24 protein-coding genes are annotated in these 21,805 nt (G+C 71.9%); 9 read left to right on the forward strand and 15 right to left on the reverse strand.

The window, feature by feature from the left end:
* Window positions 1-31: 31 nt before the first annotated feature.
* The 5 genes from PYR91_RS20065 to PYR91_RS20085 all read left to right on the forward strand — a co-directional run bounded on the left by PYR91_RS20065 (window position 32) and on the right by PYR91_RS20085 (window position 3,441).
* Window positions 32-1,288 carry an MFS transporter gene (locus PYR91_RS20065; protein WP_279781628.1) on the forward strand — a complete coding sequence of 419 codons (1,257 nt, stop codon included), beginning with the start codon at window positions 32-34 and terminating at the stop codon, window positions 1,286-1,288.
* Between the two features lie 42 nt (window positions 1,289-1,330).
* Window positions 1,331-1,675: an MmcQ/YjbR family DNA-binding protein gene (locus tag PYR91_RS20070; protein WP_279781629.1), complete on the forward strand. Its 345-nt coding sequence runs from the start codon at window positions 1,331-1,333 to the stop codon at window positions 1,673-1,675.
* 92 nt (window positions 1,676-1,767) lie between these two features.
* A complete protein-coding gene (locus PYR91_RS20075; protein WP_279781631.1) occupies window positions 1,768-2,193 on the forward strand; it encodes a hypothetical protein in 426 nt (141 codons plus the stop codon).
* A complete protein-coding gene (locus PYR91_RS20080) occupies window positions 2,193-2,411 on the forward strand; it encodes a helix-turn-helix transcriptional regulator (protein ID WP_279781633.1) in 219 nt (72 codons plus the stop codon). The genes PYR91_RS20075 and PYR91_RS20080 overlap by 1 nt, the downstream gene beginning before the upstream one ends.
* Window positions 2,412-2,472: 61 nt before the next feature.
* The gene (locus PYR91_RS20085; RefSeq protein WP_279781635.1) at window positions 2,473-3,441 is read left to right on the forward strand and encodes an NAD(P)-dependent alcohol dehydrogenase; all 969 of its coding nucleotides are present in this window, start codon (window positions 2,473-2,475) and stop codon (window positions 3,439-3,441) included.
* Window positions 3,442-3,564: 123 nt separating this feature from the next.
* Here PYR91_RS20085 and PYR91_RS20090 read toward each other — a convergent pair whose 3' ends face one another.
* Together PYR91_RS20090 and PYR91_RS20095 are read right to left on the reverse strand one after the other, a co-directional pair.
* Window positions 3,565-4,026, reverse strand: a complete 462-nt coding sequence (locus tag PYR91_RS20090; RefSeq protein WP_279781637.1) for a nuclear transport factor 2 family protein — start codon at window positions 4,024-4,026, stop codon at window positions 3,565-3,567.
* Between the two features lie 98 nt (window positions 4,027-4,124).
* The gene (locus PYR91_RS20095; RefSeq protein ID WP_279781638.1) at window positions 4,125-4,772 is read right to left on the reverse strand and encodes a class I SAM-dependent methyltransferase; all 648 of its coding nucleotides are present in this window, start codon (window positions 4,770-4,772) and stop codon (window positions 4,125-4,127) included.
* 149 nt (window positions 4,773-4,921) lie between these two features.
* Between PYR91_RS20095 and PYR91_RS20100 the strand changes: the two genes are divergently transcribed.
* From PYR91_RS20100 to PYR91_RS20110, 3 genes are read left to right on the forward strand one after another with little or no spacing between them, the layout of a single operon-like run.
* Entirely contained in the window at window positions 4,922-5,389 is a 468-nt protein-coding gene (locus PYR91_RS20100; protein ID WP_279781639.1) for a pyridoxamine 5'-phosphate oxidase family protein, read from the forward strand.
* A gap of 41 nt (window positions 5,390-5,430) precedes the next feature.
* Window positions 5,431-5,622 carry a ferredoxin gene (locus PYR91_RS20105; RefSeq protein ID WP_279781641.1) on the forward strand — a complete coding sequence of 64 codons (192 nt, stop codon included), beginning with the start codon at window positions 5,431-5,433 and terminating at the stop codon, window positions 5,620-5,622.
* A gap of 17 nt (window positions 5,623-5,639) precedes the next feature.
* Window positions 5,640-6,725: an alcohol dehydrogenase catalytic domain-containing protein gene (locus tag PYR91_RS20110; RefSeq protein ID WP_279781643.1), complete on the forward strand. Its 1,086-nt coding sequence runs from the start codon at window positions 5,640-5,642 to the stop codon at window positions 6,723-6,725.
* Window positions 6,726-6,784: 59 nt separating this feature from the next.
* Here the strand turns inward: PYR91_RS20110 and PYR91_RS20115 are convergent, their stop codons facing one another.
* The 9 genes from PYR91_RS20115 to PYR91_RS20155 all read right to left on the reverse strand — a co-directional run bounded on the left by PYR91_RS20115 (window position 6,785) and on the right by PYR91_RS20155 (window position 17,319).
* Window positions 6,785-8,143, reverse strand: a complete 1,359-nt coding sequence (locus PYR91_RS20115; RefSeq protein ID WP_279781645.1) for an NAD(P)/FAD-dependent oxidoreductase — start codon at window positions 8,141-8,143, stop codon at window positions 6,785-6,787.
* On the reverse strand, window positions 8,133-8,750 hold the full coding sequence (locus tag PYR91_RS20120; RefSeq protein WP_347943331.1) for a PadR family transcriptional regulator: 618 nt from the start codon (window positions 8,748-8,750) through the stop codon (window positions 8,133-8,135). Before PYR91_RS20120 ends, PYR91_RS20115 begins: the two co-directional genes overlap by 11 nt.
* A 102-nt stretch (window positions 8,751-8,852) precedes the next feature.
* On the reverse strand, window positions 8,853-9,860 hold the full coding sequence (locus PYR91_RS20125; RefSeq protein WP_279781649.1) for a sugar phosphate isomerase/epimerase: 1,008 nt from the start codon (window positions 9,858-9,860) through the stop codon (window positions 8,853-8,855).
* A gap of 68 nt (window positions 9,861-9,928) precedes the next feature.
* Window positions 9,929-11,110 (reverse strand): Gfo/Idh/MocA family oxidoreductase, encoded by a 1,182-nt coding sequence (locus PYR91_RS20130; protein WP_279781651.1) that lies wholly within the window; start codon window positions 11,108-11,110, stop codon window positions 9,929-9,931.
* Window positions 11,111-11,126: 16 nt separating this feature from the next.
* Complete coding sequence (locus tag PYR91_RS20135) at window positions 11,127-12,185, reverse strand: ABC transporter substrate-binding protein (RefSeq protein ID WP_279781652.1); 1,059 nt, start codon at window positions 12,183-12,185, stop codon at window positions 11,127-11,129.
* Between the two features lie 178 nt (window positions 12,186-12,363).
* On the reverse strand, window positions 12,364-13,428 hold the full coding sequence (locus PYR91_RS20140; protein WP_279781653.1) for an ABC transporter permease: 1,065 nt from the start codon (window positions 13,426-13,428) through the stop codon (window positions 12,364-12,366).
* Entirely contained in the window at window positions 13,425-14,933 is a 1,509-nt protein-coding gene (locus PYR91_RS20145; protein ID WP_279781655.1) for a sugar ABC transporter ATP-binding protein, read from the reverse strand. Before PYR91_RS20145 ends, PYR91_RS20140 begins: the two co-directional genes overlap by 4 nt.
* A 152-nt stretch (window positions 14,934-15,085) precedes the next feature.
* Window positions 15,086-16,267 (reverse strand): ROK family transcriptional regulator, encoded by a 1,182-nt coding sequence (locus PYR91_RS20150; protein WP_279781657.1) that lies wholly within the window; start codon window positions 16,265-16,267, stop codon window positions 15,086-15,088.
* Window positions 16,268-16,422: 155 nt separating this feature from the next.
* Window positions 16,423-17,319 (reverse strand): SDR family oxidoreductase, encoded by an 897-nt coding sequence (locus PYR91_RS20155; protein WP_279781659.1) that lies wholly within the window; start codon window positions 17,317-17,319, stop codon window positions 16,423-16,425.
* A gap of 205 nt (window positions 17,320-17,524) precedes the next feature.
* Here PYR91_RS20155 and PYR91_RS20160 point away from each other — a divergent pair, with 205 nt between their 5' ends.
* Window positions 17,525-18,583, forward strand: coding sequence for a dihydrodipicolinate reductase (locus tag PYR91_RS20160; protein ID WP_279781660.1), 1,059 nt, complete (start codon window positions 17,525-17,527; stop codon window positions 18,581-18,583).
* A gap of 137 nt (window positions 18,584-18,720) precedes the next feature.
* On the opposite strand, the gene PYR91_RS20165 is transcribed toward PYR91_RS20160, so the two are convergent.
* The 4 genes from PYR91_RS20165 to PYR91_RS20180 all read right to left on the reverse strand — a co-directional run bounded on the left by PYR91_RS20165 (window position 18,721) and on the right by PYR91_RS20180 (window position 21,757).
* The gene (locus PYR91_RS20165; RefSeq protein ID WP_279781661.1) at window positions 18,721-19,323 is read right to left on the reverse strand and encodes a DUF305 domain-containing protein; all 603 of its coding nucleotides are present in this window, start codon (window positions 19,321-19,323) and stop codon (window positions 18,721-18,723) included.
* A 148-nt stretch (window positions 19,324-19,471) separates the two neighbouring features.
* On the reverse strand, window positions 19,472-19,978 hold the full coding sequence (locus PYR91_RS20170) for a flavin reductase family protein (protein WP_279781662.1): 507 nt from the start codon (window positions 19,976-19,978) through the stop codon (window positions 19,472-19,474).
* Window positions 19,975-20,490: an NAD(P)H-dependent oxidoreductase gene (locus PYR91_RS20175; protein WP_279781663.1), complete on the reverse strand. Its 516-nt coding sequence runs from the start codon at window positions 20,488-20,490 to the stop codon at window positions 19,975-19,977. Before PYR91_RS20175 ends, PYR91_RS20170 begins: the two co-directional genes overlap by 4 nt.
* 157 nt (window positions 20,491-20,647) lie before the next feature.
* Window positions 20,648-21,757, reverse strand: a complete 1,110-nt coding sequence (locus PYR91_RS20180) for an MBL fold metallo-hydrolase (protein WP_279781665.1) — start codon at window positions 21,755-21,757, stop codon at window positions 20,648-20,650.
* Window positions 21,758-21,805: the final 48 nt, after the last annotated feature.

Consider the following 21,805-nt stretch of genomic DNA (forward strand, 5'->3'; position numbering starts at 1 on the left):
CGCCCCGGCGGGAGCGGCGGGAGCGGCGGGCATGACGACGGCCGCGCGGTCGCGCAAGGTCGTCCTGGCCTGCCTGCTCGGCACGTCGCTGGAGTGGTACGACTTCTTCCTGTACGGCACCGCCGCCGCGCTCGTCTTCGGCCGGCTGTTCTTCCCCGGCGCCGACCCGCTGACCGGCACGCTGCTGGCCTTCGCCACCTACGGGGCCGGCTTCGTCGCCCGGCCGATCGGCGGCGTGCTGTTCGGCCACTTCGGCGACCGGGTGGGCCGCAGGAACGTGCTGGCGGTCACGCTGCTGGTGATGGGGATGGGCACGTTCCTCATCGGCCTGCTGCCCACCTACGCGACCATCGGCGTGGCCGCGCCCGTGCTGCTGGTCGTGCTGCGCTTCGTGCAGGGCCTGAGCCTCGGCGGGCAGTGGGGCGGCGCGGTGCTGCTGTCGATGGAGCACGGCCGCCCCGACCGGCGCGGCCTGGACGCGAGCTGGGTGCAGGCCGGCGTGCCCGCCGGGAACCTGCTGGCGGCCGGGGCGCTCGCGCTGGGCGAGCTGGCGCTGTCGGACGACGCGTTCCTGACCTGGGGCTGGCGGGTCCCGTTCCTGCTCTCCGGGCTGCTCGCCCTGGTCGGCCTCTGGATCCGGGCCGGCATCGCCGAGTCCCCGTTGTTCACCGAGGTGGCGGCGCGCTCGCGCAGGCCGCTGGCCGAGGTCGTCCGCACCCACCCCCGCGCCCTGGCGGCGGCGTTCTGCGCGCGCATCGGGGTGGACGTCGCGTTCTACGTCTTCACCCTGTACGTGCTCACCTACCTGACCGGCACCGTGGGCGTCTCGCGGAACACCGGCCTGAGCGCGCTCTCGATCGCCTCGGCCGCCCAGCTCGTGCTGATCCCGCTCTTCGGCCACCTCTCCGACCGCGCCGGACGCCGCGTCGTCCCGCTGGCGGGCGCGGCCGGCGCGGCCGTCTGGGCCTTCGTGTTCTTCCCGCTGCTCGACCAGGGGAGCTTCCCCGCCATCGTGCTGGCGGTGGGCGTCGCCCTGCTGTTCCACGCCGCCATGTACGGCCCCCAGGCGGCGTTCATCGCCGAGCTGTTCGCCACGCGCGTGCGCTACAGCGGCACCTCGCTCGGCTACCAGCTCGCCGGGGTGGCGGGCGGCGCGCTCGCCCCGATCGTCGCCATCGTCCTGCTCGACCGCTTCGGCAGCACGACCGCCGTCTCCCTGTACGTGGTGGCCGCCCTGGCGGTCACCGTGGCGGGCCTGGCCATCGCGCCGAGGCCCGCCGCGTCGTAGCGGCGTGACCGGAATGTCGTACCGCCCTGGTAGACGTGGGCCATGGGTGTGAGCATCGACGACTTCCTGGCCATGGTGACGAGCCTCCCGGAGGTCACGCAGCACGAGGGCCCCGAGTGGACGGGCATCAAGGTGCGCGGCAAGGGCTTCGGCTACCTGTGGGAGCGCACCGCCACCGTCGGCCTCAAGGCCACCATCGAGGAGCAGATCGCCCTGGTGGCCGAGCGGCCCGACGTCTTCGAGAAGCAGTACACCTCCGGCCGCTTCGGCTGGGTCGTCGTCCACCTCGACCGGGTCGATCCCGAGGAGCTGCGCGAGCTCGTCACCGAGGCCTGGTGCCTGACCGCGCCCAAGAGGCTGGTCGACGCCCTGGAGTCCGCCCGCTGACTCCGGGCGGCGCTCCGTCCCGCGTTCTCGTCTCGCACCGGGAGATGTAAAGAAAAGTAGACATCATGTCCGCGTTGCTTTACATTCACGGTATGGCACCCGAAGAGAAGCGCGCGTGGATCTTAGGCGTGGTCGCGATCGTCGCGTACGCCGTCTACGTCGCCGTCGTCCTGGGGCGTGCCGGAGACACGCCGCTCGCCGAGGTGCCGTACCAGGCTCCGCTGCTGTGGAGCGTGGGCGGCGCCATCGCCGTCTCGATCGTGCTGAACATGGCGCTGGGCATCGCCTCGCCCCGGGACGCCGGCAGGAAGGACGAGCGCGACCGGGAGATCCATCGGTTCGGCGGGTTCATCGGGCAGTCGTTCGTCGTCATCGGCGGCGTCGCGGCGTTGGTCATGGCGATGGCGCGGCTGCCGCACTTCTGGATCGCCAACGCCATGTACCTGGGTTTCGTCCTGTCGGCCATCCTCCAGTCCATCGCGAAGGTCGCCGCCTACCGCCGGGGCTTCCAGCGGTGATGGCGACCAGGGTCACCAACAGGATCCGCGTCCTGCGCTTCACGTGCGGGGAGATGACGCAGGCCGCGCTGGCCGACCGGCTCGGCGTGACCCGCCAGACCGTCATCGCCATCGAGCAGGGCCGTTACTCGCCTTCCCTGGAGATGGCGTTCCAGATCGCCCGGGTGTTCGGCGTCTCGCTCGACGAGGTTTTCCAGTACCCCGACGCCGAGGCGTGACCGCCTCCGCGTCCCCCGCGCGGGGCCCCCGGCCCCCGCCCCACGATCACAGGAGACCATCATGAAGGCGATCGTCCAGGACACCTACGGCTCAGCCGACGTCCTCCGGCTCAGAGACGTCGACACCCCGGTTCCCGGGGACGACGAGGTGCTGTTACAGGTGCGCGCGGCAGGCGTCGACCAGGGCGTCCGGCACTCCATGACCGGCACGCCCTACCTCATGCGCGTCATGGGCTTCGGGCTCCGCGCGCCCAAGGCGCGTCCCGGCTCGGACGTCGCCGGGCGGGTGGAGGCCGTCGGCGCGGGCGTGACCCGGTTCAAGCCCGGCGACGAGGTCTTCGGCTCCTGCGGCGGCTCCTTCGCCGAGTTCGCGTGCGCGAAGCAGGGCAGGCTGGCGGCCAAGCCGGCGAACCTCACCTTCGAGCAGGCGGCGGCCGTCCCGGTGTCGGCCTGCACCGCCCTGCAGGGGCTGCGCGCGGGGCGCCTGGCCCACGGGCAGCGGGTGCTGGTGATCGGCGCGTCGGGCGGCGTGGGGACGTTCGCGGTGCAGATCGCCAAGGCGCTCGGGGCGCACGTCACCGGCGTGTGCGGCACGGCCAAGACCGGCCTGGTGCGCTCGATCGGCGCGGACGAGGTCATCGACTACTCGCGCGAGGACTTCGCGGACCGGCCGGCACGCTACGACCTCATCCTGGACATCGGGGGCGTCCGCCCGCTGGCGCACCTGCGGCGCGCCCTCACGCCCAAGGGCACCCTGGTCATGGTCGGCGGCGAGGACTCCGGCATGTGGGTCGGCGGCGCGGTCCTGCGCACCCTGCGCGCGCTGGTGATGTCGCCGTTCATCGGCCACGACCTGCGGGGCGTGTTCGCGACGGTGCGGGAGGAGGACCTGCGGCACCTGACCGAGCTGATCGAGGCCGGGAAGGTCACCCCCGCCGTCGACAGGACGTACCCGCTGGTGGAGGTGCCCGACGCCATCCGCTACCTGAGCGACGGGCACGCGCGCGGCAAGCTCGTCATCACCGTGTGACCACGAGCCGCCCGGCCGGGTGACCGGCCGGGCGGCTGCCCCTCGTCCGGCGCCCCCGCGCCACGGCTCGCGCGTCAGGCGCGCCGGCGTGGCCCGGTGCCACCGTGTTTCCGCGCCGTGAGACTAGAAGCCGAGGTCGCTCAGTCCGGGATGGCCGTCGGGGCGCCGCCCTAGCGGCCAGTGGTAGGCGCGGTCGGCCGCCGCGATGGGCAGGTCGTTGATGCAGGCGTGCCTGGCCGGCATGAGCCCGTCCTCGGTGAACTCCCAGTTCTCGTTGCCGTACGAACGGAACCAGTTGCCGGAGTCGTCGTGGCACTCATAGGCGAAGCGGACGGCGATCCGGTTCCCCTCGAACGCCCACAGCTCCTTGATCAGCCGGTAGTTCAGCTCCCTGACCCACTTGCGCGCGAGGAAGGCGACGATCGCGTCCCGCCCCCGGACGAACTCCGCCCGGTTGCGCCACCGGGAGTCCAGCGTGTACCCCCCGGCCACCGTCTCGGGATCCCGGCTGTTCCAGGCGTCCTCGGCCAGCCGGACCTTCTCGAGGGCGCTCTCACGGGTGAACGGCGGGAACGGCGGTGCCATGGCGCTTCCCCTGGTCGCGCGGCGGGTACGAAGGACGCGATCCCCGGTACCCCGGCACGGCAAACCCCGGCGTCAGCCTTCGACGCCTTACGCCCGGCTCAGCCGCCGGAGGGTTCCACGCGCTCCATGACGCGGATGGAGCCCTCCGCGCGCACCTCCCGGAAGGCGCCCGAGGCCAGCGCCCGCTGGTAGACGCGGTACGGGGCCTGGCCGCCCTGCTTGGGGTCGGGGTAGATGTCGTGGAAGACCAGGGCTCCCCCGGGCATGACGTGCGGCGACCATCCCTCGTAGTCCTGGGTGACCGGGTCCTCCGCGTGGCCGCCGTCGATGAACAGCATCGCCAGCGGGGTGTTCCAGTGGCGGGCGACGGTGGCGGAGCGGCCCACGATCGCGATCACGTGCTCCTCCAGCCCGGCCGAGGCGATCGCCGTGCGGAAGAAGGGCAGGGAGTCCATCTTGCCGAAGCGGGGATCCATCAGGGTGGGGTCGTGATGCGCCCAGCCGGGCTGGATCTCCTCCGACCCCCGGTGGTGGTCGACGGTGAAGACTACCGAGCCGGTCATGCGGGCGGCGGCTCCGAGGTAGATCGCGGACTTGCCGCAGTAGCTGCCGATCTCGCAGATGGGGCCGCGGGGACCGTACGCGCGTGCGACGTCGAAGAGGATCATCCCCTCCTCGCGCGGCATGAACCCCTTCGCGCGCTCGGCCACGTAGCGCAGGTCCGCCGGTAAGGACGCATCAGTCATGATTTTTCCTTTATGTACGGCGATGCGGGTGAACCTTACCCGCCCCTCCTCGACCTGCCCACCGCCGACCCCGTTCGTAGATCCATAGGGGGCCGAACAGCATTACAGGGGCCCTTGTCGGCCCTGGTGGAACATGTTCTACTTTGCAGGTGAACCAGCGTGCTCGCATAGCGATGTCCGAGCCTGAGGTGGCGGCGTTCCTGCGGGACGCGCGCAAGCTGCAGCTCGGCACGATCAACCCCGACGGCACGCCCCACATGGTCACCATGTTCTACGCGCTCGTCGACGGCCGCATCGTCTTCTGGACGTACGGCAAGGCGCAGAAGACGCGCAACATGGAGCGCGACCCCCGCGTGAGCTGCCTGATCGAGACTGGGGAGGACTACTCCGAGCTGCGCGGCGTGCTGGTGTACGGCACCGCGCGCCTGATCGACGCGCCGGAGGAGGTCCTGGAGGCCGGGATGGCGATCACCGGGCGGATGGCCGGCGCCGAGGCCGCGGGCGAGCTTCGCGACTACGTGGAGATCACCGCCCGTAAGCGGGTCGCCTACTCCGTGGAGGCGACACGCGTGGTCTCTTGGGATCATCGCAAGATGGCAGCCCCCGCTTCCGCCTAATCTCGCACTTATCCGTACTCACGCGAGAAGGGCACTCCCCGATGAGGATCAAGGTCGACTACGACGTCTGCGAAGCCAACGCCGTCTGCATGGGCCTGGCTCCCGAAGTCTTCGAAGTGGACGACGACGACAACCTGCACGTCCTTCTCCCCGAACCCCCGCCGCAGGAGCTCGACCGCGTGCGTCACGCGGTCAGGTCCTGCCCCAAAGCCGCCCTCTCCCTGGAGGAGTAGGGCCCCTAGGAGGTCCCATGCGAGCCGCGCTGCTGCACGCCGTAGGCGACGAGAAACTCGACATCCGCGACGACTTCACCCTCACCCCGCTGCGTCCCACCGACGTGCGGGTGAAGGTCAAGGCGACGGGTGTGTGCCACTCGGACCTGTCGGTGATGACCGGCGTCCTGCCCATGCCGCTGCCGGTGATCCTCGGTCACGAGGGCGCCGGCGTGGTCGTCGAGGTGGGTGAGCACGTGAGCACCGTCCAGCCGGGCGACCACGTGATCCTCAACTGGACGCCGGCGTGCGGGGCATGCCCCAACTGCATCGGGGGCCAGCCGTTCCTCTGCATGACCTACGTCATGGAGAGCTTCACGCTGGCCAGGTTCCGCTACGGCGCGGACACCCCGGCGTACGGCATGGCCGGGTGCGGCACGTGGGCCGAGGAGATCGCGGTGCCCTGGCAGGGCGCGATCAAGGTCGACCCCGACGTCCCGTTCGAGGTCGCGGCGCTGATCGGCTGCGGCATCACCACGGGCGTGGGCGCCGCGATCAACACGGCGAAGGTCAGGCCGGGCTCCACCGCGGTCGTGATCGGGTGCGGCGGCGTCGGGCTGTCGGTGATCCAGGGCGCGCGGGTGTCCGGCGCCACGACGATCCTGGCGGTCGACCCGCTGGAGTCCAAGCACGCGCTGGCCAAGAAGGTCGGCGCGACGGACACCTGCGTCCCCGACCAGCTCATGGAGGCCATCGGCTCGCTGACCGGGGGCCAGGGGTTCGACTACGGCTTCGAGGCGGTCGGCAGGTCGGCCACCATCATGGCCGCCTGGCAGGCCACCCGCCGCGGCGGCGACGTGGTCGTGGTCGGCGCGGGCGCGGCGGACGACGTGGTGCCGCTGTCGGCCTTCAACCTGCTGTTCGAGGGCAAGAACCTGCTCAGCTCGCTGTACGGCGGCAGCGACGTGCGGCGCGACTTCCCGTTCCTCGCCGGCCTGTGGAAGGCCGGCAGGCTCGACCTGGAGAGCATGATCAGCTCCAGGATCCGCCTGGCCGACCTGAACGACGCCGTGGCGGCGCTCCGGGGCGGCGAGGTGCTGCGCCAGGTCGTCATGTTCGACTGAGGCCCGCCGGGGGCGTCCTCCCCTGGACGCCCCCGGCACGCCCGGGGGCCGCGCCCGCCTCAGCCGAGGCGGGCGGCCACCCGCTCCGGCTCCTGCCGCGTCTCGTCCGTCCAGCGGGTGCCGAAGCTCATGCGCTTCAGCGGGCCGGCGACGGCGCAGGCGCGGAGCCAGCCCTTGGCCACGTTCCGCACGAGAGGGCTGCCCGCGATGAGCAGGTCGGTCATGCGCCCGGCCGTCCGCACCGCGCCGAACCCGTAGTCGAGCATCTCCTTCTCGTACGACCGGACGGCGGACGTCAGCGTGTCCTCGCCCCGGTGGACGGCGGCGATCACGCTGGACAGCAGGGCGGCGTCGCGCATGGCGACGTTGGCGCCGAACCCCATGACGGGCGGCATGCTGTGCACCGCGTCCCCGAGCAGCGTGACGGCGGTGGTCGGCCACGCGGGCACCGGGGTCGAGGTCTTGAACGGCATGAGCTGCACGGTGGCGGGGTCGGCCTCGGCGACCATCCTGCGGACGCCGGGGTGCCAGCCGGGCGTCATGCCCGCCACGAGGCTCTTCAGCCCCTCGCCGTCCAGGCCCGCCGCGCCGGGCGGGATGGCGCGCCTGTGGGCGATGACGGCGAGCAGGACGTAGTCCTCCAGGTCGTCGGTGAGCGAGGCCAGGTCGAGCCCGTAGGGGGCCAGGTCGCGGTCGAGCCGTTCGGCGCCCTGGTAGCCGAGGGCCTGGCGGCGCCCGGTGAACGACGCGGTGAACATGGCGCACCCCCGGGACGGCAGGACGAGGTTCAGCCCCGCCTGGAAGCCGGCCGGCACCCACTTCCTTGTCGCCTCGGTGAGGGGCAGGCGGGCGCCGAACCCGACGGCGTCGGTGACCACCCTGCCGGGCCCGGGAAGGTACTGCCGGCGCACCGCCGAGTTCGCGCCGTCGGCGCCCACGAGCAGGTCGCCGGTGGCCGAGGTGCCGTCGGAGAACCGCGCCGTGACGCGGCCGTCCGGCTCGGTCTCGTACCGCTCGAAGACCTTGCCGAAGCGCACCACGCCGTCCAGGCCCGCCAGCAGGAGCCGCCGCAGCGCGGCGCGGCTCGCCGCGTGGTGGACGTCGGCGGGGGCGGTGGAGCCGCCGCTCATCAGCGCCTCTTCGACGAAGAGCAGCTCGCGCAGCCGCTCGTCCTGGAACCGGAAGCCCGGCCCGGGGTGCCCGGCGGTGGCCAGGAACGCCTCCCACAGCGGCGCGGGCAGGCACTGGCGCAGCGACCTGCTGCCCATCTGGTTGACGTGGATGCGGTACCCGCGCACCGGGTCGTCCGGGTCGCGGTCGCGCTCGTACACGCGGACGGCGACGCCCGCGCCGCGCAGCGCGTGCGCCAGGCACAGCCCGCCGATGCCGCCGCCCACGACGATCACCTTAGGCGCCATCGGACACCTCCGCGCCGGTCGCGCCGTCCACACCGGCCGCGCCTTCCGGGACGGGCAGCGCCGCGAGCAGCTTCTCGTGCCAGGCCACCTCGGTCTCCAGCCGCATGAGCGTGTGGTCGAAGCCCAGGGCCTCCAGCGTCGTGAGGTGCGGCGTGGCCACCTCCCTCAGCCGCGCCCACCGGGCCAGCTCGGCCGCCAGGGCGCCCAGCCGGTCGCGGACCGCGGCGGTCAGCACCGGGGTGGGGACGTCCTGGCTGAGCTGCAGGGCGAGGTCGACCGGGTCGGTGGCCAGCCGGGTGTCGCGGAGCGCGGCGTCGCGCAGGGACGCCAGCTCCAGGCGGCCGTCGTCGGTGATCCCGTAGATGGTGCGCGCGGGCAGGTTCCCCTCCTGCTCGGTGCGTATCTCCTCGATCACCCCTTCGGCCGCCATGCGGTGCAGTGCGCCGTACAGGGAGCCGACCTTGATGTCGGTCCACAGCTCGGTGCGGTCGGTCTGCGCGGTCTGCCGGATCTGATGGCCGTGCATGGGCCCTCCCCTGGCGAGCGCGCCGAGAACGAATAGACGGGTACTACTCATGCGAGTACTCTCACACGAGTACTCGCACATAGTCAACCGCCCGCCTTCCGGCGGGCCGGCGGGTGCCGGAGGGGGAAGCTCACGGCACCCGCCAGGTGCTGGCGACCGCCCGTCAGGGAGACGGCGGCCGGGTCAGTCGGAGGAGAAGGCCGCGTCGAAGGACGCCGTGGGCGGGGTGATGGCGTTGAGGCCGCGCACGAAGGCGAGGGCCTCGGGAGCGCCGGACAGGCGGTCCATGCCCGCGTCCTCCCACTCGATGGAGATCGGGCCGTCGTAGCCGATCGAGTTGAGGGCGCGGAAGCAGTCCTCCCAGGGCACGTCTCCCCTGCCGGTGGAGACGAAGTCCCAGCCGCGGCGCAGGTCGGCCCAGGGCAGGTGGGACGACAGGCGGCCGCGCCGGCCGTCGCCGGAGCGCACCTTGGCGTCCTTGCAGTCCACGTGGTAGACGCGGTCGGCGAAGTCCAGGATGAACCCCACCGGGTCGAGCTCCTGCCACACCATGTGGGAGGGGTCCCAGTTGAGGCCGAACGCGGGGCGGTGGCCGATGGCCTCCAGGGTGCGCACGGTCGTGTGGTAGTCGTAGGCGATCTCGCTCGGGTGCACCTCGTGGGCGAAGCGCACCCCCACCTCGTCGAACACGTCGAGGATCGGGTTCCACCGGTCGGCGAAGTCCTGGTAGCCCGCCTCGATCATCGACGGGGAGACCGGCGGGAACATCGCCACGGTGTGCCAGATGGACGACCCGGTGAAGCCGACCACCGTGCTGACGCCGAGCTTGGCGGCGGCGCGCGCGGTGTCCTTCATCTCCTCGGCGGCCGCGAGGCGCACCTGCTCGGGGTCTCCGGAGCCCCAGATGCGCGCCGGCAGGATGCCCTTGTGGCGCTCGTCGATGGGGCTGTCGCAGACGGCCTGCCCGACGAGGTGGTTGGAGATGGTCCACACCTTCAGGCCGTGCTTGTCGAGGATCTCCAGCTTGCGGGGGATGTAGTCGTCGTCCGACAGCGCCTTGTCGACCTCGAAGTGATCGCCCCAGCAGGCGAGCTCCAGGCCGTCGTACCCCCAGTCGCCGGCCAGGCGGCAGACCTCCTCGAACGGGAGGTCGGCCCACTGGCCGGTGAACAGGGTGATCGGTCGCGTCATGTCCACTCCTTCGTGCTTACGGGCCCAAGGGTCTCGGGGTTAGATGCTTGACGAGCGGTGTGCGGCGGTCAACCGGCGATGGGCGTCCAGCGGGCCTCGTTGTCCGCGCTCTCCTGGACCGCCGCCAGCACCCGCTGCACCCGCAGCCCGTCGGCGAACGACGGCGCCGGGTCGGTGCCCGCGCCGATCGCCTCCAGGAAGTCCTTCACCTCGTGGGTGAAGGTGTGCTCGTACCCGAGCCCGTGCCCCGGCGGCCACCACGCTCCCGCGTACGGGTGGCCCGCCTCGGTGACCAGGATGCGCCGGAACCCGGCGTCCTCGGCGGGGATCGTGTGGTCGTGGTACCACAGCTCGTTCATCGACTCGAAGTCGAAGTGCAGGCTGCCCAGGGAGCCGTTGACCTCGATGCGCATGGCGTTCTTGCGGCCGGTCGCGAAGCGGGTCGCCTCGAACGACGCGAGCCCGCCGCCGGACAGGCGGCCCATGAACACGGCCGCGTCGTCGACGGTGACCGTCCCCGTCGTCTCCGAGTGGCCGGCCGCGGCCAGCCCCGCGGAGTCCTCCGCGACCGGGCGGTCCTTGACGAAGGTCTCGGTGAGGCCCGAGACGCCCGTCAGCCGCTGCCCGGTGACGAACTCGGCGGTGTCCACGATGTGGGAGCCGATGTCACCCAGCGCCCCGGACCCCGCCTTGTCCTTCTGCAGCCGCCACACCAGCGGGAACTCCGGGTCGACGATCCAGTCCTGGAGGTACTGCGCGCGGACGTGCCGCACCTCCCCCAGCCGGCCCTCGGCCACCATGCGCTGGGCCAGCGAGACCGCGGGCACCCTGCGGTAGTTGAAGGCCACCATGCTGCGCACGCCGCGCCCGGCGGCCCGCTCGGCCGCCTTCGCCATGGCCTCGGCCTCGGCGACGGTGTTGGCCAGCGGCTTCTCGCACAGCACGTGCTTGCCCGCGTCCAGCGCGGCGATGGCGATCTCCGCGTGGGAGTCGCCCGGCGTGCAGATGTCGACGATGTGCACGTCGTCGCGCTTGATGAGCTCCTTCCAATCGGTCTCCACCGCCGCCCAGCCCATCTGGGCGGCGGCGGCGGCCGTACGGTCCGGCGACCTTCCGGACAGTACGGCCATGGCCGGCACGACCGGCAGGTCGAAGAACGCGCCGGCGCTGCGCCACGCCTGGGAATGGACGCGCCCCATGAACGCGTATCCGACCATCCCGACCCCGAGTGCCGGCCTGGTGTCACTCATTGGATAAACCCCCGATTCAGGATTCGAAGCCCAGCGGCAGGTACTGCGCCACGTTCTCCTTGGTGATGGTCTCCGAGGCGAGCGTGATGGACTGCGGTACCTGGTTCTCGACCAGGTCGCTCATACCCTTACCCTGGGCGATCAGCCTGGCCAGCTTGATGGCGGAGGACGCCATGGTGGGGCTGTAGGTCACCGTGGCCTCCAGGACGCCGCTGCCCGCCTGGATGTCCCGCATGGCGTTGGCCGAGCCCGCGCCGCCGACCATGAAGAACTCGCTGCGGTTGGCTTCCTTGATCGCCGCGAGCACGCCGATGCCCTGGTCGTCGTCGTGGTTCCAGATGGCGTCGATCTTCGCGTGCGCCTGGAGCAGGTTGCTGGCGACCGCGGTGCCCGACTCGACGGTGAACTTGGCGTCCTGCTTCGCGGTGACGCTGAAGCCGTAGGTCTTGAGCGCGTCGGCGAAGCCCTTGCTGCGGTCCTGGGTCAGCGGCAGGGTCGCGATGCCCTGGATCTCCAGGATGACCGGGTTGGACGCGCCCGCGTCCTTGAGCTTCTTGCCGATGTAGGTGCCGGCGGCCACGCCCATGCCGTAGTTGTCGCCGCCGATCCAGGTGCGGTACGACAGCTTGTCCGGGAAGACGCGGTCCAGGTTGATCACCGGGATGCCGGCGTCCATGGCCCGGCGGCCGATCTGGTTGAGCTGCTCGCCGTCGTTCGGGAGGATCACCAGCGCGCCGACCTTGGCGGCGATGAGCGACTCGACCGCGGAGATCTGCTGGTTGATGTCGTTGGTCGGCTCGACCGGCTTGAACTCGACATCGGTGTACTGCTTGGCCTGCGTCTCGGCGTTCTTGGCGATGGCCGCGATCCAGCCGTGGTCCGCGGCGGGAGCGGAGAAGCCGATGACGACCGAGGTGCCGGCCTTGTCGTTGTCGGTGCCGGCCGTCGCGGCCTGCGGGGCGGCCGCGCTCGGGGCGGCCGCGGGCTCGTTGCCGGTGCAGGCGGTGACCAGGGCCCCCGCGCCGAGAACGGCTCCGCCGGCGAGGAATCCTCGCCTGGCGACACGCTTTTCCATGGTGACTGTCTCCTTCTTTTCATGGGGGGTACCGGGCCTCGGCGGAGCGCCGCTCCGCCGAGCCGGGTTTTTTGAGCAGGGACGCCAGGACCGCGGGGCCGGCGGCCCGGCGGCGTGGCCGGTTTTCGGGCCCCGGGCCCGCGGTCCCCCGAGGGGGCGCCGCGGGCCCGGGGCCCGGTCAGGTTCGTGTCTCCAGGCTGCGGCGCTGGAGGAGAACGGCGATCACGATGATCAGCCCCTTGGCGATGAGCTGGTCGCTGGTGTTGAGGCCGTTCAGGATGAACAGGTTGGTGATGAGCGTGAAGATCAGCAGTCCGAGGATCGAGCCGATGATCGTGCCCCGGCCGCCGGTGAGCAGCGTGCCTCCGATGATGACGGCGGCGATGGCGTCCAGCTCGTAGAGGTCACCGTGGGTGCTGGAGCCCGTGGTGGTACGGGCCATGATGATCACCGCGGCGATGCCGCAACACAGGCCGGACAGCGCGTACAGCATCATCGTGTGGCGCCGCACGTCGATGCCCGCCAGCCGGGCGGCCTCCGGGTTGCCGCCCACCGCGTAGGTGCGCCTGCCGAAGGTCGTGCGGTTCAGCACGATCCACCCGATGATGACCACGAACGCGAAGATGTACACCAGCAGCGGCAGCCCCAGCACCCGCGTGGTCGACAGCTCGACGATCGCGTTGTTGTCCGGCTGGACGAGCTGGGTCCTGCGGTCGGACATGCGCTGGGCGAGCCCTCGGGCGGCGACCAGCATCGCCAGCGTGGCGATGAACGGCACCATCCTCCCGTAGGAGATCAGGAAGCCGTTGAGCAGCCCGGCGCCGGTGCCGACCAGGATGGCGCAGATCGACATGACCCACGGCCCGTACGACTGGGTGGCGAGGGTCGTCGCCCACACCGACGCCAGAGCCATGATGGCGCCGACCGACAGGTCGATGCCGCCGCCGATGATGACGAAGGTCATGCCGACGGTGATGACGCCGATCGTCGAGGCCAGCGCCAGGATGCTGACGAGGTTCGACGAGGTGGCGAAGCTGCCCGGGGTGGTGACCAGGCCCACCACGGCCAGCAGCACCAGAGCCACCACCAGGCCGAGGTGGCGGGCCTCGCCCACCCGTCCCAGGATGCCCGCCCCATTGGGCCGGCCGCCGCCCTTCCCCGGGGCCGCCTCGACCCTGGCGTGCTCGTCGACCGGTGGAGGCGTGCTCTGCGAGCCGCCGCCCGACGCGCGTGCGTCCGTCACAACGCGCTCCCTTCCATGATCATGTCTAGTACGCGTGACTCGTCGAGATCGCGTGCGTCCGACTGGTGGATGACCTTGCCCTCGCGCAGCACGAGGACCCGATCGGCGAGGCCGAGGACCTCGGGGACCTCGCTGGAGACCAGCAGCACGCCCACGCCCTCGTCCGCGAGCCGCCGGATCACCGCGTACAGCTCCGCCCGCGCGCCCACGTCGACGCCCCGGGTGGGTTCGTCGAGCAGCAGCAGCTTGCGGCCCTCCACCAGCCAGCGGGCGAAGACCGCCTTCTGCTGGTTGCCGCCGGACAGGGTCCTGATCGGGCGGCGCGAGTCGGGGGGCCGGATGTCGAGCGTCTTGACCAGGCGGTCGGCGGCCTCGCGCTCCGCGCGGCGGTCGACCCACCCGAACCTGGCGTACCTGCCGAGCCCGGCGATCGTGATGTTGCGGCCGACGCTCTCGTTCATCAGCAGGGCCTGCGACTTGCGCTCCTCGGGCGCCAGCCCCATGCCCAGCCGGACCGACCTGGTGGTGCTTCCCGTGCGCACCGTCTCGCCGGAGAGCACGACGCGCCCGGTGCTGGGGCGGCGCGCGCCGTAGACGGCCTCGACGATCTCCGAGCGCCCGGAGCCGACCAGACCGGCCAGGCCGACGATCTCGCCCTCGCGCACGGAGAAGGAGACGTCGGCGAAGTGGCCGGCCACCGTCAGGCCCTCCACCTTCAGCACCTCGGGGCGGCCCTCGTGGGAGCCGGGCGCGGGGCGCTGGGGGAAGACGTACTCGACGTCGCGGCCGGTCATCAGCGAGACGACCGTGGAGGTGGGCGTCTCGCGGGCCGGGAGCCCGACCGCCGCCGTCCTGCCGTCCTTGAGCACGGTGACCCGGTCGCCGATCTCGCGGATCTCCTCCAGCCGGTGCGAGATGTACACGACCGCCACGCCCTGGGCGGTGAGGTCCCTGATGACCCGGAACAGGTTGCCCACCTCGTCGTGGGCCAGGGCCGCCGAGGGCTCGTCCATGACGATCAGCCGCGTCTCGTGGGAGAGCGCGCGGGCCATGCTGACGATCTGCTTCCCCGCAGAGGAGAGCCGTCCCACCTCCCTGGTGGGGCGGATCTCGCCGTGGCCGAGGCGCCCGAGCAGCTTGGAGGCCTCCTTGTTCATCTCGCCGCGGCGGGTGAAGCCGTAGGCCGCCTGCTCGTGGCCGAGGAAGATGTTCTCGGCCACCGACAGGCCGTCGACCAGGTCGAGCTCCTGGTAGATGGTCGAGATGCCCGACTTGATGGCGGCGATCGGGTTGGCGAACCGCACCTCCTCGCCGCCGAGGGTGATGGTGCCCTCGTCCGGCCGGTGCGCGCCCGCGAGGATCTTGATGAGCGTGGACTTGCCCGCGCCGTTCTGGCCGAGCAGGCAGTGGACCTCGCCGGCGCGGACGTCGAGGTCGACGCCGTCGAGGGCGCGCACGCCGGGGAACTGCTTGACGATCCCTCGCATGACGAGCAGGTCGCTCACGGGGCCTCCGGTGGTGGTTCTACGCGCGGTCGGGGGGCAGTGGGGGCTGTCGGGATGGGGGATGGGGGGTTCAGCGGGCGGACGCGGCGAATCGCTCGCGAAGACGGCGGGGCGGGGTCGTTGGGCGGGACGGATCGTTCACGGATGCGGGGTCATGGGGCGGAGAACACGTGGTCGCTGATGAGCCGGGCTCCCCCGATCACACCCGCGGTGTCCCCCAACTCGGAGAGCACGATGGGCAGGTTGCCCGTGGCCAGGGGAAGCGACCGCCGGTAGACGACGCTCCTGATCTCCGCGAGCAGGACGTGGCCCAGGCGCGCCACGCCGCCGGCGATGATCACCAGACCGGGGTTGAAGAAGCTGACCAGGCTGGCGAGCACCTGGCCGGCCTGCCGGCCCCCGTCACGTATCAGCTGGATCGCCCCGGGGTCGCCCAGTACCGCCGCCGCGGCGACGTCCTCGGCCGTCAGCCGGCCCGCCACGGCCAGGCGCTCGGCGAGGTAGACCGAGCGCGGGGCGATGCGCATCGCCTCCCTGGCCAGCGCGGCGCCGCCGAAGTAGGCCTCCAGGCACCCGGTGTTGCCGCAGGTGCACGTGGGGCCCTGGTCGTCGACCCGCATGTGGCCGATGTCGCCGGCGCTGCCCGACACGCCCCGGTAGATCTTGCCGTCGACCACGATGCCGCAGCCGATTCCGGTGCCGATCTTGATGAGCAGGAAGTCGTCCACCTGCCGTGCCAGGCCGGCGTGCAGCTCCCCCATGGCCATGAGGTTGACGTCGTTGTCCACCATGGCGGGGCAGCCGAGCTCCTGGCTGACCGCCTCCTTGACCGGATAGCGGTCCCAGCCCGGCATGATCGGCGGCGCCACGGGGACGCCCTCCCTGAAGCTGACCGGGCCGGGCACCCCGATGCCGGCGCCGTGCAACTGGGTGAAGTGCCCCTGCTGGCGCAGCTTGCCGAGCAGCTCCATCGCCCTGCCCAGCACCTCCACGGGGCCCTGTCGTACGTCGCACGCCTCGCTCACGTGCCCGCAGACCCGCAGCTCGCCGTCGGTGACCGCGACGTCCACCGAGGTGGCGCCGATGTCGATGCCGGCGAAGCGCATGTGGGGCGACAGCCGCACCATGCCCGACCGCCGGCCGCCGCGCGAGGCGGCGAGCCCGGCCTGGTGGACCAGGCTCAGCTCGATGAGGCGGTCGAGTTCGAGGTTCAGCTTGGAACGCGACAGCTCGACGTCGTCACCGAGTTCGGCACGCGACCGGGCCCCGTCGCGCAGCAGGCGCAGCAAGGTGGCCTGATGCACGTTCTCGGGGCGTACGGGCAGTCGCTTCACAGGGCCTCCGGGAACGGAGTGATGTGAGGCCGAAGCTAGTTCACTTCCGCCGCCCCGGGAAGCCCTTTTCGATGACAATTCATAACTTTCGCCGTTATAAACGAAAGCCTGTGCGGATGCTCACCGGCGGGCGTCGCCGCCGGTGAGGCGACCGGCTAAAGCATCGCCTTCATGGACGCGCTGGCCTGCTCGCCGAGGGTGGTGGGGGTCAGGTGCGGCTCCTCGGCGCAGATGGCGTCCCAGTTGTCGCGGATCGACTCCATGGTGAGGTCGTCGGTGCGCCACCCCGGCCCCTCGGCCACGAACACGCGCGACACCCGCCCCGCGCCGACGCTGAACACCTCGCCGCTGGTCTCGCAGCTCTCGTGTGCCAGGAAGGCCACCAGGGGGCTCACCCGGTCGGCGGTGAACCGCTGCTCGAACTCGGCGGGCAGCAGCGCCTCGGTCATGCGCGTCCAGGCGATCGGCGCGATGGCGTTGGCCTTGATGCCGGCGCGGGCGCCCTCGATGCCGAGCGTCTTGGTCAGACCGACCAGGCCCATCTTGGCGGTGGAGTAGTTGGCCTGGCCGAAGTTGCCGAACAGCCCGGCCGGCGAGGAGGTGTTCACGATGCGGCCGTACCGCTGCTCCTTCATGTGGCCGAACGCGGCCCTGCTCATCAGGAAGGACCCGCGGACGTGGACGGCCAGCACGGCGTCGAACTCCTCGACCGTCATCTTGCCGAACGACTTGTCGCGCAGGATGCCCGCGTTGTTCACGAGGATGTCCAGCCGCCCGAACGTGTCCACCGCGGCACGCACCACGGCCTCGGCGCCCTCGGGCGTCGCGACGCTGTCGGCGTTGGCCAGCGCCTCGCCGCCGTTCTTGGTGATCATCTCGGCGACCTCCGCGGCCGGGCCCGTGGAGGACCCGGTGCCGTCCAGGGCCCCGCCCAGGTCGTTCACGACCACCCTGGCGCCGCGCTCGGCGAGCAGCAACGCGTGCGACCTGCCGAGACCGTGGCCGGCACCCGTGACGATCGCGACCTTCCCATCGAACCTGAGCTCCGACACTGCCGCCCACTCCTTCGAGGAGAACATCATTCTGGAGCTCACACGATAACCGCGCCGCCGGGGGCCGGTACAGGACGGCCGCTTGTGCGGTTTCGGATAGTGATCAGACGGGAGAAGAACTGCTATAGTTTCCACCCCGCATGGGCGTGGTCAGCGTCGACCCCCCTTCCATGGCCCCGTCCGAAACCCGGGCTGGAGGCCCAGCATGCGCGCACAGCCGCCCCTCCGTGTCATCCAGTGGGCCACGGGCGCCGTCGGAAGCTATGCGTTGCGCAGCCTGATCACCCGCCCGGAGTTCCAGCTTTCCGCCGTGCTCGTCTACGACCCCGACAAGGTGGGCCTGGACGCCGGGGCGCTGGTGGGGCTCGACGAGGCGGGCGTGCTCTGCGACGACGACGTCGACCGCGTGCTCGCCGCCGAGGCCGACTGCGTGCTGCACATGCCGCTGCCCGCCGCGTACTTCGGCGGCGACTACACCAGCGACCTGGAGACCGTCTGCGCGCTGCTCTCCTCCGGCAAGAACGTGATCACCACCACCGGCTTCATCTACCCCCAGGTGTACGGGCGCGGGGTGGTCGACCGCCTGGAGACCGCCTGCCGTGAGGGCGGCACCTCCGTGTACGGCACGGGCATCAACCCGGGCTTCATGAGCGACCTGCTGCCGCTGGCCCTGTCCGGCCTCTCCGCCCGGCTCGACCACATCTACGTGCGCGAGTGCTCCGACTTCGTCGGCCACCCGTCGCGGCAGATCGTCATGGACCTGATCGGCTTCGGCCGCGCGCCCAAGGACTACGCCACGGCGGTGCGGCCCTTCCGCAGCGTGCAGCGGGCGCTGTTCTCCGAGAGCGTCCAGCTCGTCGCGGGCGCGCTCGGCGTCGACCTGGACGAGGTCGAGGAGAGCGACGAGTACGAGCTGGCCACCGAGGAGCTCACGATCAACGCCGGCGTCGTGCCGCCGGGCACGGTGTGCGCCTCCCGCTGGGTGTTCACCGGGCTCATCCGCGGCCGGCCCTTCATGACGGTGGAGTGCGTGTACAAGTCGGACGCCTCGCGGGTGAAGCGATGGCCCACGCCGGGCTTCGCCATCCACATGGAGGGCCGTCCGCAGATGATGATCACCATTGACGAGGTCTCCCACGGGCTGGCGGGGGCCGCCGCGCACGCGGTCAACTCCATCGCCTCGGTGTGCGCGGCGCCGCCGGGCATCCGCACCGTGCTCGACCTCCCGCTGGCCACCGGCCGGGGCGCGGTGCGCCTGGCCTGAGCCGCGCGGGGCGGGCCCGGGACGAGCGCGCGTCCGGGACGAGCGCGCGTCCGGGACGACCGCTTATACGGGACGATCACGCGTCCGGGACGATCGCGTCTCCGGATGATCACACGTCCGGGGCGCCGCCGGCGGTGTCAGGACACGCGGGCGGTGATCTCCTCCACCTGGGCGCGCTGGGCCGCGGCGGCCGTGCGCGCCAGGTCCACGGTGGCGCGGTCCTTGCCCTCGGCCTCGGCCTTGTCGGCGAGCAGCACGCCGTAGTGCGCGTGCCGGGCCAGCGTGGTGAGCCACAGCCGGTCGAAGCCGGGGCCCGACTCGCGCTCCAGCAGCAGCAACTGCGCCGGGGACAGCATGCCGGGCATCTCGTGCTTGGGCGGGTTCTTCGGGTCGGGCACCGGGAACTCCCACGCCCTCAGCCGCCCGGCCAGCACCTCGGCCTTGGCCGGCTCCTCGGCGAGGATCCTCGCCGCGAGGCTCTTGACGTACGCGTCCCGGCCGCGCCCGCCGGCCAGCCGCGCCAACGCGGCCGACTGCCGGTAGTGCAGCATCATCTCCCGCGCGAACAGGACGTCGGTGAGGTTGTAGGGGATGTCGGCCTCGCTGATGCCGTACCCGGCGCCGGACACCGCCATCGGCGCGTTCGCCGCCCGGCCGGGCACGGAGGCGCACCCCGCCGCGGTGAGCAGCGCGAGCAGCGCGCCCAGGACGGCCGCCGGGATGCTGAAACCCTTGCCCATCGGCGTCCTCGTCCCCTCGGCGGCGTCCTCGCGCGGGCCCGCCCGGGCCCGCCCCTTCGCCGGGGGATACGCGCGCCGGGCCCGCGGCGTTCACCGTCGCGCCCGATCGGCCCGTGGCGGCCCGGACGCCGGGCAGTCGCGGGGGCGGTCAGGGGTGCGGCGTGAACCGGCCGAAGCGGCCCTGGTGGTAGAGCAGGGGGCGTCCGGCGGTGCCGATCAGCGTGCCGGTGACCAGCCCGACCACCAGGATGTGGTCGCCGATCTCGATCGTCGCGTGCGGGGCGCAGAGCAGGTGGGCGCAGACGCCGTCGAGCAGCGGGACGCCGTCGGCCCCGGGCGTCCACCGGGTCGGCGCGGCGAACCGGTCGACGCCCTTGCGGGCGAACCGGGCCGCGACGTCGGCCTGGTCGCCGGCCAGGACGTTGACCGCGAAGCCGTCGGCCTGGCGCAGCCTCGGCCACGTCGTGGAGGCCTGGTCGACATAGAACGACACCAGCGGCGGGGCGAGGCTGACCGACGAGAAGGAGGTCGCGGTCAGGCCGACCGGCACCCCCTGGGAACCGGCGGTCACCACGACGACGCCCGCCGCGTGATGGGCCAGCGCGCGCCGGAACCGGTCGCCGTCCACCGCCCTCTCGGGAAGCGTCTCGGTCATGCGCTCACCCCTTCCGTAAGCGCGATCTGAGGCGACACCCGATCCGCCCACGGGCCGAGCACCTCCTCCAGCGAGGCGATCTCGGACTCCAGCAGCGCCAGGCCGGGCGTCGGCACCGTGGCGCCCAGCTCGACCAGCAGGGGCCGCAGGTGGGTCTCGACCGCCAGGGCGTGCCGGGGGTCGCCCATCACCAGGAGGGGCAGGGCCGTCGTGCCGGCGAGCGCCTGGGTGGGGAGCCGGTCGAGGAAGACCTTGAGCAGGCCGGTGTAGGTGCCCTTGTACGTCGGGCTCGCGACGAGCAGGACGCGCGCGCGTCCCACCAGTTCGAGGGCCCTGCCGGCCTCGGCCGGCGGCGGGGAGGCCAGCAACCCGGGCGCGAGGCCGGCGAGGTCCACGACCTCGCGCTCCCCCGTGTATCCGATGCGCCCGGCCACCAGGTCCGTGGCGCGTTCGGCCGCCGTCCTGGTGCGCGAGCCCGGGCGGGGGTTGGCGACCAACGTCACGAAGCTCATCTGCCGCTCACCATTCGTCCTCTCCGTTCCCGTGAGGCGCCGCCGCCGCCGGTCGGAGCGAGGTCGCTCGGCGGTGCCGACGCCCGGTGGGGGTGACCCGGTCGATGTCCTCGACGCTACGGAGGCCCGTCCGTAATGTCAATATTTCCTACCCGGATTACATGGAATGTCCCGAGTGCCACAGATCCGGCTCGCCGGGCACGTGACGGACCCGGTCACGGGCCTTCAGGTAGACCAGGTGGGCCAGGGTCTCGTTCGAGGCCGCCCGCCGCATGAACGCCGGGATCTCCTCCCACGGCCGCGACCAAGTAAGCCTCGTGGCGACGTCCCAGCACGCGACGCCGTCCGCGGCGCGCACCACCGCCTCGATCTCCGCCAGGCGCTCCGCGTGGTGCGCCATGACGTAGTCGACGCGGTCGGCGAGCTCCAGGAAGCGGTACTCGTGCGCGGGCAGCACCTCGTCGACCTCCAGGTCGCGGACGGCCGCCAGGGCGTCCAGGTAGTCGGCCAGCGGGTTCGGCGCCGACTGGGGGTGCACGGCGACGATCGGCGTGATCCTCGCCAGCACGTGGTCGCCGGAGAACAGCACCCGCCGCGAGGGGGAGACGAAGCACAGGTGCCCGGGCGAGTGGCCGGGCGTCCAGATCGCGCGAAGGTCCCAGCCCGGCAGGCCGAGGGAGGCGCCGTCCTCGATCAGCCGGTCGGGCGCGGCCATCGTCACGTAGTGGCGGATCATCATGGAGGCCGTGCTCAGCTCGTCGAGCTGCAGCGGCGGCGCGCCCGAGCGCAGCAGCATCGCGCGCTCCCGCGCGACCAGCGTGTCGATCGCCGAGTCGTCGTAGCGCTCGCGCAGCAGGCCGGCGTCCGCCGGGTGCAGGCCGATCCAGGCGTCCGACGCCTCGCGGACCCGTCCGGCCAGCCCGTAGTGGTCGGGGTGGATGTGGGTCACCAGCACCGCCCGCACGTCGGCCATCGTGTACCCGGCCACCCCCAGCCCCGCGTCCAGCGCCGCGTACGCCTCGTCGGTGTTCCAGCCCGCGTCCACGATGGCCACGCCGTCCGGCAGCTCCAGCGCGTACACCAGCACGTACCTCAGCGGGTTGATCGGGATCGGCACCGGTATGGACCACAGCCCCGGGCGCACCCGCTCGACCTCGGGCAGCGTCCCGCCGTGCCACGCCGCCCGCTGCTCCTCGTTGGCCGGCGTCACCCTGCGTCCCGCCTTCGCCGTCGCGCTCACGGCCGGTCTCGCCACCTGGTCGGTCATCCCCGCTCCCTTCGGCATGGACGCAACCGATTGTGCACCGCTCACCGA

It is taken from the genome of Sphaerisporangium sp. TRM90804 (genome assembly GCF_029846175.1).
Classification (GTDB): Bacteria; Actinomycetota; Actinomycetes; order Streptosporangiales; family Streptosporangiaceae; genus Sphaerisporangium.